The organism is Lihuaxuella thermophila (assembly GCF_900110165.1).
Taxonomy (GTDB): domain Bacteria; phylum Bacillota; class Bacilli; order Thermoactinomycetales; family Thermoactinomycetaceae; genus Lihuaxuella; species Lihuaxuella thermophila.
On record NZ_FOCQ01000020.1, the window covers coordinates 1 to 14,275 of the forward strand.

At 48.1% G+C, this 14,275-nt stretch carries 14 protein-coding genes; 3 read left to right on the forward strand and 11 right to left on the reverse strand.

All coding sequences use genetic code 11. From position 1 onward, the window contains the following. Positions 1–613: 613 nt before the first annotated feature. Complete coding sequence (locus tag BMW55_RS17280; protein ID WP_244527615.1) at positions 614–1,183, forward strand: IMEF encapsulin system ferritin-like cargo protein; 570 nt, start codon at positions 614–616, stop codon at positions 1,181–1,183. 5 nt (positions 1,184–1,188) lie between these two features. Further along, on the forward strand, positions 1,189–2,046 hold the full coding sequence (locus tag BMW55_RS17285; protein WP_089972676.1) for a family 1 encapsulin nanocompartment shell protein: 858 nt from the start codon (positions 1,189–1,191) through the stop codon (positions 2,044–2,046). A 57-nt stretch (positions 2,047–2,103) separates the two neighbouring features. Here the strand turns inward: BMW55_RS17285 and BMW55_RS17290 are convergent, their stop codons facing one another. Next, positions 2,104–2,571 carry a hypothetical protein gene (locus BMW55_RS17290; RefSeq protein ID WP_089972679.1) on the reverse strand — a complete coding sequence of 156 codons (468 nt, stop codon included), beginning with the start codon at positions 2,569–2,571 and terminating at the stop codon, positions 2,104–2,106. Positions 2,572–2,756: 185 nt separating this feature from the next. On the opposite strand from BMW55_RS17290, the gene BMW55_RS17295 reads away from it, so the two are divergent. Beyond that, entirely contained in the window at positions 2,757–3,143 is a 387-nt protein-coding gene (locus BMW55_RS17295) for a 2Fe-2S iron-sulfur cluster-binding protein (RefSeq protein ID WP_170840005.1), read from the forward strand. Between the two features lie 152 nt (positions 3,144–3,295). Here the strand turns inward: BMW55_RS17295 and BMW55_RS17300 are convergent, their stop codons facing one another. From BMW55_RS17300 to BMW55_RS17345, 10 genes are all read right to left on the reverse strand, one after another. After that, on the reverse strand, positions 3,296–4,297 hold the full coding sequence (locus BMW55_RS17300; RefSeq protein WP_170840006.1) for a poly-gamma-glutamate hydrolase family protein: 1,002 nt from the start codon (positions 4,295–4,297) through the stop codon (positions 3,296–3,298). Between the two features lie 210 nt (positions 4,298–4,507). Then, a complete protein-coding gene (locus BMW55_RS17305) occupies positions 4,508–4,969 on the reverse strand; it encodes a DUF420 domain-containing protein (RefSeq protein ID WP_089972690.1) in 462 nt (153 codons plus the stop codon). A 66-nt stretch (positions 4,970–5,035) separates the two neighbouring features. Beyond that, positions 5,036–5,347, reverse strand: coding sequence for a cytochrome C oxidase subunit IV family protein (locus tag BMW55_RS17310; RefSeq protein WP_089972695.1), 312 nt, complete (start codon positions 5,345–5,347; stop codon positions 5,036–5,038). 3 nt (positions 5,348–5,350) lie between these two features. After that, complete coding sequence (locus tag BMW55_RS17315; RefSeq protein ID WP_089972698.1) at positions 5,351–5,971, reverse strand: cytochrome (ubi)quinol oxidase subunit III; 621 nt, start codon at positions 5,969–5,971, stop codon at positions 5,351–5,353. Then, positions 5,971–7,812, reverse strand: coding sequence for a cytochrome c oxidase subunit I (gene ctaD / locus BMW55_RS17320; RefSeq protein WP_280139803.1), 1,842 nt, complete (start codon positions 7,810–7,812; stop codon positions 5,971–5,973). Before ctaD ends, BMW55_RS17315 begins: the two co-directional genes overlap by 1 nt. A gap of 133 nt (positions 7,813–7,945) precedes the next feature. Then, complete coding sequence (gene coxB / locus BMW55_RS17325; protein WP_089972844.1) at positions 7,946–8,944, reverse strand: cytochrome c oxidase subunit II; 999 nt, start codon at positions 8,942–8,944, stop codon at positions 7,946–7,948. A 126-nt stretch (positions 8,945–9,070) separates the two neighbouring features. Then, positions 9,071–10,024 (reverse strand): heme o synthase, encoded by a 954-nt coding sequence (gene cyoE, locus BMW55_RS17330; RefSeq protein WP_244527616.1) that lies wholly within the window; start codon positions 10,022–10,024, stop codon positions 9,071–9,073. 488 nt (positions 10,025–10,512) lie between these two features. Then, the gene (locus tag BMW55_RS17335) at positions 10,513–10,926 is read right to left on the reverse strand and encodes an ATP-binding protein (RefSeq protein WP_089972704.1); all 414 of its coding nucleotides are present in this window, start codon (positions 10,924–10,926) and stop codon (positions 10,513–10,515) included. 17 nt (positions 10,927–10,943) lie between these two features. After that, positions 10,944–12,731, reverse strand: a complete 1,788-nt coding sequence (locus tag BMW55_RS17340) for an ABC transporter ATP-binding protein (RefSeq protein WP_089972706.1) — start codon at positions 12,729–12,731, stop codon at positions 10,944–10,946. A gap of 170 nt (positions 12,732–12,901) precedes the next feature. Beyond that, positions 12,902–14,134: a serine hydrolase domain-containing protein gene (locus BMW55_RS17345; RefSeq protein WP_089972708.1), complete on the reverse strand. Its 1,233-nt coding sequence runs from the start codon at positions 14,132–14,134 to the stop codon at positions 12,902–12,904. Positions 14,135–14,275 lie beyond the last annotated feature (141 nt).

Sequence of the window (14,275 nt, forward strand, 5' to 3'; positions counted from 1 at the left end):
CTCCGCTTTGAATTACAGGTCTCCAAGAGAATTTAGACAAATGCTAACTCAAAAAGTTGCATAATTGTCTGGACTTATGGGGGGCATTAAGGATTAAATTACACTCTTGCATTATCTATTTCGAGCGTAGCTGCTACTAACGGTATGCCTATATTACTTACTCAAACCGATACAATTCCAACCTCAATTGAAACATATATTAAAAATCACCCAGAACAACGGTAATGGTCGTTGATCCTTCCCCGATGTTTGGCTTTCTTTTTTGAAACTTGCTCTCTCTTATTTGATCCAACTCTTTCTTCTTTTCACGACTCAAAATTTACTTTTCTTCTTTGCGGACGCTTATTTCCATTTTGATTGCTTCCTGCACGTAAGAAGGGGTTCCTGTTTGCCCGCATCTCCTTGGCCGCCTGAAACGGCTGAAGGAAAAGTGAAAGTTTGATGAATGCCTCTTATATGAGCTGCATCCATCATGCCCCTTAAGCCCGGTTCGATGCGAAACAACAGCCGGTTCATGGTATAAAAGAAAGAAACTTAGCCCATATTGGAATGTAGATTATGGAAAGTGAGGAAAATAAATTTGACCGAAACTTTCTTGAATTTGAAGGATATATTGAGCCGTTCAAAACAAGCGCTGGCGGATTTTATGCAAATGTTGGAGCCGGTCATCGAAAATGCAAAAGACGAACACGAGCGGTTGTACTTTCACCACATTTACGAGGAAGAAGAGCACCGCTCTGACCGGTTGCAAGATTTATTCCCCAAGATTGATGCCTTGATTGAAAACCCGGCGGTGCAAAATACGAGGAATCCCGAATTTATTCATGTTTTGCAAGACCTGAGCCTGGAAAAGTTCGGACTTCACAATTTTTTGGAGCATTTGGATTTGGCTCTCTATCAGTTTAAAGATACGGAGCATGCCCATCGGCTCCAGGAGATGCGGGAGATGACGTTTGAGGACTACCAGGAGACAAAAAAATTGATGCAAGTGTTGAATGAACAGTTTGACGGAGCAGCTTCCAAAGGAGGTTCTGTCCCGATGGATGATAAGGAAGATGTGAGAGAGGAATTAAAAATTGATATGTACACGGATGGTGCCGATGATCGGGTGGCAACAGAAACGCAATCCCTGATCAAAAAGAAAAGTTTGACGGTGGGAAGCCTAAAAAACTTACGGAGGTAAAAAAGATGGATAAAGTCACGCGTTTCCCGGAAGTTCCATTTAACGAAGAACAATGGGAGTCTTTAGAGACGACTGTGATTGAAAGCGCCAGAAGGCAACTGGTCGGAAGACGATTTATCGATATTTACGGCCCGCTGGGCGAAGGCGTTCAGACAGTAGTGAATGACATCTTTGAGAGACCGGAAACGGGGAAACTCAGCCTGCACGGGGAGGTTCCGGATCTGTCCCAGCCCACGGGTCGCGTCAATTTGACCATCCCCATGTTGTACAAGGATTTTATTTTGTACTGGCGCGACATTCAACAAAGCAAATCCATGGATATTCCGATTGATTTTTCACCGGCCGCCAATGCCGCCCAGCAATGTGCCCTGCTGGAAGACGACTTGATTTTCAACGGCTCCGATCAATTTAACCTTCCCGGCCTGATGAACGTTAAAGGAAGGTTAACCCACATTCGCAGCGATTGGATGAAATCAGGCAACGCCTTCACCGATGTGGTGGAAGCAAGGAATAAATTATTAAGCATGGGCCACAGCGGTCCATATGCTCTGGTGGTGTCTCCTTCTCTCTATGCTTTATTGCACCGTGTGCACGAAGGAACGCATGTCCTGGAAATCGAGCATGTCCGCGAATTAATGACGGACGGAATTTATCAGTCCCCTGTGATTTCCGGTGAGGCCGGGGTTGTCGTAGCCACCGGAAGGCAAAACCTCGATCTGGCCATTGCCGAAGACTTTGACACCGTTTTTCTTGATGTTGAAAACATGAATTACCTGTTCCGGGTGTATGAAGCTCTCGTCCTTCGAATTAAACGCCCGAGCGCCATTTGCACGTTGGAGGATCCGGAGGGCAACACCAAGTGAAAGCAGGAGCGATGATTCCTGCTTTTTTTACGTTCAATCAATGAAATGATGAATTTCTTAAGATGCGATCTGGACCGCTTTTTGGTGCTCCCGGAGGAGACTCACATTCAGTACGCCTTTCGCGGATTCCAGTCCGATATCATTGACGATGGCTTGAACCTCTTGTACGAACGGCTCTGTGCAACAGCCCTCGTTTACTTCACAGAGACGTTTGAGATATTTTAGCTTCTCCTTCACCTTGATGGATTTGTAATAGCTGTTTCGAAGCTCATGAATCCGTTTATGCACGGGAGAAACAATACTGCTGATTTCCCTCACGTTGACGATCATTTTGAGACCCGAGTCCGAAACAAAGCCGATCGTATAAAAAACGGAGCCCGTATAATCAATGCTGGTGATAACCGGATTTTTAAATACTTCGCCCGAGCTCAACCGGATGCTTTCCGCTTCGATGGCCCCGCCCACTCTTCGCTCATTTGCCAGAATTGTATATATATCTGTCAGACCATTCACCTGATAGTTCACGTAGAACCCTCCCCGGAGGAATTCCCACCCGTTGAAATTAATTCTCATTATCATATTAATTGAAAATGATTTTTAGCGTCAAGCAGCTTTCGGATGGTACCGCTCGGTAAATGTTTCCTTTAGAAATCCTTTTTCATTTCCATTAGAATGGGGAATAAAAAGCGAAATGAAATGGGGAAATGATGTTGAGTAAGAAGCGATTGACCGTAGGATCTTTGCGCCCTCAAGCAAAGGAAAGCCTTCCTCGCAAAGTAAATCCATCGTCTGCCCACCCTGCGCCCGGGCAACAACATACGACCCGTCAAACGGCATCCCGCCCTCTGATCAAATTAAAACAACATGACCGCACCTTCACCTTGATTCCTGTTTCAGGGACAACCCTGTTAGACGCCGCTCTGAGCCAACATCAACCGATTGATTATAAATGCAGAAAAGGAGATTGCGGGAAATGCAAGGTACAAGTACTGGAGGGATCGGCTTGCATTTCTTCGCCCGCTCCGGAAGAGATCAGCACATTAAAAAAAGAGCTGGCGAAAGGTTATCGCCTCGCCTGCCAGACCAAGATTTATTAACCGGGATCACAGACCAAACTGACTTGCCGCATAGGTGAACGGAGAAATTCGGCAACAGCTGGACAGAACCCATTCAGCCCGAAACATAAAAATGCCCGTCACGTGATGCAACGGGCATTGACATCTTTACACTGATTGCGATCGAACGGTGATCAATAATGGAGTCCGCCATAAATCCAGGAGGCGTTTCCGGAGACATTGACCACTTTGATTTTATAATAGCCTGTAGCAAGTCCGCTCAACGTATGTTTAAAGGTGGTATGGCCGACCGCTTCATCTGTTTTGGACAATACCAATCGGTTATTCCGGTCATATACCTCGAAACGGATTTTACCCGTCTGTTTGGGATTCACCGGGCTTTGCACTCCGATCAGGTAATCATCACCGGTCAAATAAAACTCTTTTCCATCATTCAACCAAAATCCATAGGAAAAATTACTGCTGCCAAAATCATATGTCCGGCCGTCCGGATGCGAGAGTGATGCTGAGATTCCCGCGCGAATCGCACCCGCGAATTTGGCAAGCTGTGCCCTTCCTTCTTCTGTATCGGCACGAAGTACATCACGCAGCCCCCGGGTGATCTCCAATTGGACGCCTTTTAATGTCCGGCCCTTGTTACAGATGTTATTGGGACTGGTTCCGGCCAGTTCCGGCGGGGCAGGCTCCACGCGAAATCCGGCCTGCGACAGCTTGTCGCTAATGATATTTTTCATATGGGTGTTTAATCCGCCCATGTATACAATCTTCTCACTGCTGCCTGCGGCACCGTGGATGGAAACTACTTTGTTTTTCTGTGCCGTCATTTTGATGGCAGTCGGTTCATCAAAATGGGTAGAGGTCACATGTAAATCATTTCGCCCATCCTGATTGGAATCAACGAAAATGTTTGCTTCAAACAAATAATAGCTGTGGTCGTCCTGGGCAACTGCCTTCACAATTTCAGAGGTTCCTGTTTCGATTCTTCCGCCGTGAATGCCTAAAATAATCACATCGTTACTACGGGATTGCGTCGTGATATCATAGTCTTCCCCCAACTGGTGATGAGCGGCAAGCTCTTCATAGTTGGCATACACATCTTCAGCCGCTGACACGGAAGGAATGTTGGAAAAGGTAAAAGCGAGTAACGATCCCAGAACGAAGACTGCTTTTTTCATCGGCATCCCTTTCTTATTTTTTGAATCAAAATGCATTTCTAAGTATAATCCATTTTGTTACGGGATGAAAATATCACTTCATAAAATTTACACTGGATTGCAAAAATTCAATTGAACCGCCGGAATTTGTGACACATCCCCACCAAGGATATGGTTCAAAACAAGAAAATCCAAATCACGGGCAACATTCGTGACTTGGATTTTTTTACGTTAAAAGCCCCAATAGGCGCGGAACAGATTGGTCGTTTTTCCTTCGGGAAAGATCTGAAACAGAAGCAGATAGACGAGTACCCCGGTTACAGCGGTAATCAGCCAGATCCTGGCGGTCCATGGCCCGATTTTTTTATGTTTGTCAAATCTCTTTTTGGCGGCATAATACAGGGTCATCACTGCCAGCACAGGCGCAATGACGGTTAAAATGATGTGAAAAGTCAAAAAGGCCTTATAGTACGGGCGCCAAGCCTCAGGCCCTCCAAAATCGGTGTTTCCGATGAAAATCGTACGCACCATATACAGGATAAAAAACAGAGCGGCAAATGCCACGGATGCGATCATCAAACGGCGATGGGCATCCACTTTTCCCCTCCGGATCATCACCCATCCGATCGCCATCAACACGGCACTTGTTGCGGTACACGAAGTGCTCATCAGAGCCAGTGTACTACCTTCCATACGACTTTGCTCCCCCTTTAAATGGAAGGCCCTCTGCCAGCCAGTTGGACAGAGGGCCCCGGGATGTTACATCAAGATAATCCCCACTGCGGAAACCACCGCAATCAGGATCCCGGCCATGATAAAAAGCGTATAGTAGCCGGAACCTTTTTGATCAAGGTGCATGAAAGTGAATAGCTGCAAGAAGACCTGGATCGCCGCAAAGATGATGATCAGCGGCAATACCCAGCCCTCGGGAACCACATCGGTGGCCACCAGATAAAAGGCCAGAGCGGTCAGAACAATCATGATTGCGAATGAAATCAAGTGTTTCATTACGCCTTCAGGTTTCCGGGACGCCGGTTGATTGGTGGTAGATTGTTGATTGTGCCCAGCCACTTCTCAGCCCACCTTTCCAAGAAGATAAACAAGAGTGAAGATGAATACCCAAACTACGTCGATGAAGTGCCAGTACAGGCTCGACACAAACAGTTTGGGAGCCATCTCGGTGGTAATCCCCCGCTTGGCTGCCTGGAGCATCAGAGTGGAGATCCAAACGATCCCGAAAGTTACGTGAGCACCGTGGGTTCCTACCAGTGCATAGAATGAGGACCCAAATGCACTGCTCATAAAAGTATGCCCTTCATGCACGTAATGAATGAACTCGTAAATCTCCAACACAAGGAAACCCAAACCGAGGAGAACGGTAACGCCCAGCCAGAACTGCATGGTTTTCAACTTTAACTGGTTCATTGCATGCATGGCGAGAACGCTGGTCAAGCTGCTGGTGAGAAGGATAGCAGTTGCAAGGGCTACCAATTTGAGATCGAATAAATGCTCCCCGGTGGGACCGCCCATCGTCTGGTTTCTGAGAGCCAGATAAGTTCCAAACAAACAGGCGAACAGCACGGTTTCGGCTCCGAGGAAGAGCCAGAAACCCAACACCTTATTTTTTCCATCTAGCGATGCCGTTTCCAAATGGCCGTTCTGGGGGGCTGTGTTTTCGTGTGTATGTGCTGCCATTATGCCTGAACCCCCTTATTCGCATCTTCGATTTCTTCCGGTTCGATATGGTAGCCGTGATCCTGTTCAAACGAGCGCATGAACATGGTAATCACAACGACAATCAAACCTAAGATCCCCACTGCATAGTTGCCGCGTGCGATAAACCCGAATCCCGCGATAAAGAATCCAAGCGACATCAGAACCGGCAGATATGAAGGGGAAGGCATATGGATAGACCCGAGCGGTTCTGCCGGCGTCATGCCTTTGTTTCCAGCTTGCTTCTCCAGCCAGAACGGATCCAATCCGCGTACGCGCGGCAATTGGGCAAAGTTATATTCCGGCGGAGGAGAAGGAATCGCCCACTCAAGGGTGCGTCCGTTCCACGGGTCGGCAGGAGCCTGTGCCTCCACTTTAAATGTCTTATAGATGTTATAGATAAACGCCAGCGTACCAATGGTCATTCCAAATACACCGATCGTGCTGATCAAGTTAATCGTTTCCAGTCCGACACCGCTTTGATAGGTAAATACCCGGCGCGGCATACCAAAGAGCCCCAGGAAGTGCTGCGGGAAGAAAGTCAGATGGAAACCGATCAGGAAAGTCCAGAAGTGGAATTTACCCAACTTCTCGTCGAGCAGCTTTCCAAACATTTTGGGCCACCAATAGTATGCGCCCGCAAACATGCCGAATACGGTACCACCGACCAGTACATAGTGGAAGTGCGCCACGACGAAGTAGCTGTCCTGATACTGGTAGTCAGCCGGCGGCAGAGCGAGCATAACCCCGGTCATCCCACCCATGACGAAAGTGGGAATAAATCCGACGGCAAACAGCATCGCCGTTGTGAACCGGATCTCACCGCCCCACATGGTAAAGAGCCAGTTAAAGACTTTAATCCCGGTCGGTACAGCAATCGCCATGGTTGCCACCGCGAACAAGGAGTTGGACACCGGTCCGAGACCCACGGTAAACATATGGTGCACCCACACCATGAAGCCCAGGAAACCGATCAATACGGTTGCGAAGACCATGGAGGTGTAACCAAACAGGCGTTTCTTGGAGAAAGTGCTGATCACTTCGGACATAACTCCGAACGCCGGCAAAATCACGATATATACTTCCGGGTGACCAAAGATCCAGAATAAGTGTTGCCAGATTACCGTGCTTCCGCCCATGGTGTAATCGAAGAAGTTTGCACCGAACAAGCGGTCAAACATCAGTAAGAGAAGGGCTACGGTCAACGCCGGGAAGGCGAACAAAATCAATGCGGAGGTTACGAATGAAGTCCATGTAAAAAGCGGCATTCTCAAGTAAGTCATGCCGGGTGCACGCAAGTTGATGATGGTTACCAGGAAGTTCAATCCACCGATCAACGTACCGATCCCGGAAATCTGCAACCCGAGTACGTAGTAGTCAATTCCGGGGCCCGGGCTGTACTCGTTGAGTGCCAGAGATGTATAAGAGGTCCAACCTGCATCCGGAGCGCCACCAAAGATCCAGCTGAGGTTGAGCAGGAGTCCGCCCGCAAAGAACAGCCAGAAGCCCAAGGCGTTGACAAACGGAAACGCAACGTCACGCGCACCGATCTGCAGGGGCACAATCGCGTTCATGAGACCGAAAATCATCGGCATTGCTGCCAGAAAGATCATGGTCGTCCCATGCATCGTCAACAATTCGTTAAAGGTATCGCCGACGAAGAGATCGTTATGAGGAACGATCAACTGCAAGCGCATGAACAACGCTTCAATTCCACCGACGATGAAGAAAAAGAAACCAGACATGAAATACAAAATCGCGATCTTCTTATGGTCCACCGTGGTGAGCCAGTCCCAAACCTTGCTGGTTTTGACCCGATCCAGGAAGTCTTTGTTATAACCCCCGGTGAAGATCGCGGTCAAAAACAAGGCCAGTACGAGAAGTACTATAAGCGTCCCCAAGGTGATCCCTCCTTCTTTAGTCTTCTGTGATTCTCAGTTACGATGAAATATGTTATTATTTTCTGCTCATCAGGTACTCGGTCAGAGCATCCAGTTCTTCTTGTGTTAAGTAATCGATTTTCGGCATTTTAGCGCCCGGTTTCACCGCTTCCGGGTTTTTCAGCCACTTTTTCAGATTTTCTTCCGTATGCGGCAAAATACCCGCAATGGTCGTACGGGTTCCAAATTTGCTCAAATCCGGCCCCTGGAGTTTCGGGTTTACCCCTGCGTGACAGCCCATGCAGTTTTGCAAGAACAGCTGCTCACCCTCTTTTTGGGCGGCAGTGGCCACTTTGGCGGGCTGTTTCATCTGGGCCACCCATTTGTCAAACTCAGCCGGCTCTTTTGCATACACGACGAAGTCCATCAAAGCATGGCCCGCACCGCAAAGTTCCGCGCATTTGCCCTGGTATTTACCCGGTTTTTTCGCATCCAGCCACATGGTGTTGACGCGGCCGGGAATCACGTCGGTTTTACCTCCCAGGGCAGGAACCCAGAAGGAGTGCAGCACATCCTTGCCGTGAATTTCCAGATGAACTTTTTTCCCGACGGGGATGTAGAGTTCTTGCGCCGTTTTGACGCCCAAGTCGGGATACTCAAACTCCCACCAGTATTGATGCCCGGTCACTTTGACGCGAATCGAATCCTCATCCGGTTTCGCATCAGCCAGCTCAAAGGTGTAATTGACAGTCGGAACAGCCAGAATACCCAACAAGACAATAGGAATAACTGTCCATACGATTTCCAAAAGCGTACTTCCGTGAGTTTGTTCCGGCATTCTGTCTTGGCCTTTGCGCTTCCTGAACCGGATCAGTACATATACAAAAATCGTGATCACGACAGCGAAAACGCCCAGCATCAGGAAGAAGCTCCACATGATCAAATTCAGCTGCTTCTCTCCGGCGGTGCCTGAAGGTTCCAGAACGTTCAAGCTGGGATCACCGCTGCAACCTGAGAGTGCGAGAGCTGCCAGCGAAAATACCAGAAGCGCTCGCCACAAACGTTGTCGACTCACCTTGATCAAACCTCACTTTCTGTTACATGGATCCGGCCCGGCCTCTTGCCGCAACCGGATCATTTCTTTTCACAGTGCATCGGATAAATCTATTTTAAGCTCTTGCAAGCACTGTTATCAGGATGATTAAATGTTCATCGCATCTTGTATCGCCACATCCACTACCATGGCCAGAAGGATCACTGTCAGGTAGATCAAGGAATAAAAGAACATCTGTCTGGCCCATTTGTCATCCTCTTTGGTATAGAAACCTTTGACCGCAAGAGCAATGTAGATTCCATTCAGGATCAAGGCAGTAATCAAGTATAGCCAACCGGCGGCCCCTGTATGGAAGAGCAGGTAAGAAGACGGAAGCAGTAAGATGGTAAAAATCAACGTTTGCTTCTTGGTTTCAGCATGGCCTTTGATTACCGGCAGCATCGGAACACCCGCTTCCCGGTAGTCATTCACTCTCATCATCGCCAGTGCATAAAAATGTGCCGGCTGCCACATGAAAAGTATCAGGAAAAGAGCCCATGCAGACAGGTCTAATGAATTCGTTACCGCGACCCAGCCGATCACGGGCGGAACCGCACCGCACACCCCGCCGATCACTGTGTTCCAGACACTTGTTCTTTTCAACCACATCGTGTAGATGAATACGTAGACAAAAAAGCCGATGAATCCAAGAAAAGCGGACAACGGATTGACTCCCGCGGCAAGCACGATGATACCCAAACTGGTAAGGAGAATTCCATACCACAACGCCACAGTCGGTTTAATTCTGCCTTCGGCCACCGACCTTGTCCGGGTCCGTTCCATCAACGGGTCAATATCACGGTCATAGAAATTATTCAGGGTGCAGCTGCCTGCGATGATCAGAGCGGAGCCTAACAGCGTGAACAGACAAGTCCAAACATCAAATAACGAAAAACCTGCAGCCAACGAGTAACCCGCGAAGGTAGCAAATAAATTGCTCTTATTAATTCCCGGCTTGGTTACCTCAATATAGTCACGCCATGTGGCTTTACCCGCACCTGAAAACGGCTCGATAGCGAGATCTCGATCTGCAGTGGTTTGCTGGGAAAAGGACCGTTCCACTTCACAGACCTCCTTTCCACGAAACAGGGAGTGAGCGAATCCGGCTGAACAAAAATTAACCGTTTTCACTCTAGATAGAAACAGCTTCCCCTATAAAATCTGCTCTCCAACAAAGGATGCGTAAAAAACAGCTAAAACATACAAAAAATGTAATATCATAGGCCCGAGAACCTATGATTTTACATTTCCATTTCTCACATATGGGATGTTGAGAAATGTATACAACCGCCCTTTGTACCATCATCATTTTAGTTGATCAAGATGTTTCATGCAAGGGCAGGTACAAAAGGTTCAAAATATGGAAACATCAACGGAACCTGCCTTCCTCTTACTAAATAGTCTAGCTGATGGACCTTCCTTTCTGGTGACGTATATGTGAACATTTCTTGATCATCAAATTCATAAAAATGGAAATCAAACAGGATTTTATGATGAACAAAAAGAAAACACCGCCATGTTCATACACAGACGGTGTTCAGATTTGTGATTTATTCCAGTATCTGCTTGGAGGGTTTTAACCATTTGGTCGCTTCTACACAAGTTCCTTCTTCCACGGGAACACTTGTCAGTTCATCCATGAGCCGGTTCACATGCTGCAAGCCGGAAGTCTCGCCGATATTTTGTCTCTGCCCTCTTGATACCAATTCCTCAAACTTGGGTATTCCCGGTCCGGTATCCCGAACCTGAATCCGGATTCCCTTTTTCCCTTCTTCTTCCACAGCACAGATGGTGATCGTGCCTTCTTCGGCATGCTCGATCACATTGCGTGCCAGTTCCGATATCGATTGTACGATCCTTGCCTGATCCAATTCGTCAAATCCAATCTCCCTTGCCATTTCACGGGCTTCACTGCGTATGTGGACAATTTCCCATTCAAACCGAAGCGGGAATGTTTTTCGCATACTTTCCCCTCCATCAATCAACGGGCATCCAATTTGACTTGCAAATGGTTATCCTTCGGGGGTGATTGCAGATGCTGCACATTAAAGAGCTGCGCATACAGCCCATTTTCAGCCATAAGCTCTTCATGGGTCCCGTGCTCTTTCACCTGTCCGTGATCAATCAGGTAAATTTGATCCGCATGGGTGATGGTGGACAAGCGATGAGCAACAATGATGGTCGTCCGATTCTTGGCCAATCTTTCCAGCGACTCCTGCACCAGATGCTCGGATTGCAAATCGAGGGCCGAAGTGGCTTCATCGAGAATCAAGATGGCGGGGTCCTTCAGAAACACACGGGCGAGAGCGAGCCGTTGCTTTTGGCCGCCCGACAATTTGACTCCTCGTTCCCCGATTTCCGTCTTGTACCCGTTCGGAAGCTCCATGATGAAATCATGGGCATTGGCCGCAACTGCTGCTTGCATGATCTCTTCCATCGAGGCGTTTACTTTTCCCATCCGGATATTTTCTTCAACAGTACCGCTGAACAAAATATTTTCCTGAAACACCATTCCAATCTGCTCTCGCAAACTTCGCTGGGTAAAGTCCCGGATGTCCCGGCCGTCGATTTTCACTTTTCCCTCGACGACATCATAAAAGCGGGGAATTAACGAAACAATCGATGATTTTCCGCCTCCGCTCGGTCCGACCAGAGCAACGGTTTGTCCGGGTTCAATCTTGAAACTCACCCCGTTTAACACCCAATCCTGCTTTTCATTATAGCGAAAACGCACTTCCTCAAATTCAATCATCCCTTGAACGTTATCGATGTCCTTCGCATGAGGAAGATCGACGATTTCATAGGGTTCATCCATAAACTCAAACACGCGGTCCATGGAAGCGTGGGCTTGGGTAAGGGTAGTGGAAGAGTTGACCAGGCGTCGAATCGGATTGTAAATGAGTCCCATATAACCGTAAAAGGCCGTCATCTCACCGATCGTCAAATTTCCCCGGATGACGAGATAGGCTGACACGGTTATGACCAAAATGGGAGCCAGATCGGTAATGGTATTGATGGCGGCAAATGTTTTGGCCACCCATCTGGAGTGCGTGACCGCTTTATCCAGAAAGTTTTGGTTGTGTCTGATAAAATGCTCCTGTTCGCTCTCTTCCAAATGAAAAGCGCGAATCACCTGGATTCCTTGAACCCGCTCGTGCAAATGACCTTGTAACTCGGCGAGGGCCTGGGAACGATCCTTGGTAAACTTTCTCATATTCTGAAAAAAATACTTCACCGACACCGCGTAGAGAGGAAAGATCGCCATCGATACCAGGGTCATCCACGGATCGAGCCATAGCATGATGGAAACGGCGATGATCAAGGTGGTTAAGTCCAGCCAGATGTTCATCATCCCCGTGATGACGAATTCCTTGGTCTGCTCCACATCGTTAATCACCCTGGAGATAATCTGGCCCGTTTTTTGATTCTGGTAAAACTGAAGCGACAGTTTTTGAATATGATCATAAAGCCGGTTTCGTATGTCAAACAACACTTTGCTGGCTGTCGTTTGGGCAAAATACTGCCGGTAGTATTCCACGGGAATTCGGATCACGGTAAAAACAAAGAAAGCCCCGGCGATTGCCCAGGCCAGTCTCTCTAGTTTTTCCTGCGCGGGCATGGGTGAAAGAAGCAAATCATCCACAACGTATTTCAACAAGAGTGGCAGCAGGAGCGGAATCCCAAACTTCATGACTCCCACAACCATCGTCAAGAAAATTTCTTTCCAGTATGGTTTCACAAACCGGAGATACCTTCGAACACTCCCCATCACTTTTCAACCCCTGACAATGGTTTCCACCAGACTGTTATCATTATATCAAAATATAGAGGGGGGGATGTTGACGGGTATGCCGGCGAAAAAGCATCTCTAATTGTTCAAACGGGAGAAATATGAAAAAGGGTTCAGTTCAGTTAATAGTTTTACGGTAACAGCCCGTATCATTTGTCAAGAATGGATGAAAATACGGCTTCGGCGATTTGTTTCCTTACTTCGGATACATTGGGGCCCGTCCGGGTCGGGTGGACGCGGTTGGTCAGCAGAATGACCATCACATCCCGTTTGGGATCAATAAACAGCGAAGTCCCGGTAAAACCTGTATGGCCAAAGGCTTGGTTCGCGGCAAACGGCCCCATATACCAATCCTGGCTCAGCTCCCAGCCCAGACCGCGAAAAGCGTCGGGAATATGCCCGGTTTGCAGCCTGGTCATTTCATCCACCGATTGAGGCTTCAAGATGCGCTTTCCATTCCACTCTCCCCGATTCATAAAAGCCAGTCCAAACTTCGCCAAATCTTCCGCAGTTGAAAACAAACCGGCATGCCCGCTGATCCCGCCTAACGCCCAGGCATTTTCATCATGTACTTCCCCCCATACCATCCCTCTCCTGCTGGCAGACTGATCCTCGGTTGCGGCAATACTGCTTCGCAAATTGAACGGAGGGGTATACAGGGTCGCGTTCATTCCCAGCGGTTCGAAAATGTTGGTTCTCAGATAATCTGCAAGCGATATCCCGCTGATTTTCCGCACCAGCTCTCCCAAAACGATATACCCGATATCACTGTAGATCATCTTGCTTCCCGGTTTCACCACCGGTTTGGAGGTGAAGACCAGCGCCAATTTTTCTTCCCGGTCCCCCGGCAGTCGGTCCAGAGGAAGCGTGGCCGGCAAGCCGCTTGTGTGGGAGAGCAATTGCCGTATCGTGATCTTTTCTTTTCCGTTCACACCAAATAATGGGAGATATCGCGCTACGGGATCGTCCAAAGAGAGTTGCTTCTTTTCCGCCAGTTGCATCACTGCGGTGGCCGTGAACAGTTTCGTGATCGAGGCGATATCATAAACGGTACCGGAATTAACAGGAATTGGATTTTCCGAAGGTGTTTTATTTCCATTCTTGTACCGGTAAGCACTTCCATATGCTTTTTCATAGACGATGCCACGTTTGCTCGCCACCAGAACAACACCGCCGGGAAAAACCCCGTTCTGAATGGCTTTTTCCATAATGGCATCCATATTCTCCAGCGCCTGTTCGTTCATCCCTTCCTCCCGGGGGTGCAGATGCGGGAGGGAAAAAGAATCTGATTTCCCGCCAAATACACTGAAGCAGGCAACCAGCCCCGAAATCACGATTCCCGCACATATTGCCGCCAAAAGCCGACGATTGATTTGAAACACGCATTTTCCCCCTGATCAGTGCCACATCCGGCATTTTTCTAAAACATTATACAATACTCTGTTTATTCATCACAATTTAATACAAAAACAACAGCCCGGAACCTTTCCTGACGGTAAGGTTCCGGGCGTCAAACATCGCGA

What these genes read in the sequence shown, in the direction of transcription:
- BMW55_RS17285 (WP_089972676.1), top strand. Translation starts at nt 1,189, where the DNA reads ATGGATAAAGTCACGCGTTTCCCGGAAGTTCCATTTAACGAAGAACAA.
- BMW55_RS17300 (WP_170840006.1), bottom strand. Translation starts at nt 4,297, where the DNA reads ATGAAAAAAGCAGTCTTCGTTCTGGGATCGTTACTCGCTTTTACCTTT.
- BMW55_RS17305 (WP_089972690.1), bottom strand. Translation starts at nt 4,969, where the DNA reads ATGGAAGGTAGTACACTGGCTCTGATGAGCACTTCGTGTACCGCAACA.
- BMW55_RS17315 (WP_089972698.1), bottom strand. Translation starts at nt 5,971, where the DNA reads ATGGCAGCACATACACACGAAAACACAGCCCCCCAGAACGGCCATTTG.
- BMW55_RS17335 (WP_089972704.1), bottom strand. Translation starts at nt 10,926, where the DNA reads ATGCGAAAAACATTCCCGCTTCGGTTTGAATGGGAAATTGTCCACATA.
- BMW55_RS17340 (WP_089972706.1), bottom strand. Translation starts at nt 12,731, where the DNA reads ATGGGGAGTGTTCGAAGGTATCTCCGGTTTGTGAAACCATACTGGAAA.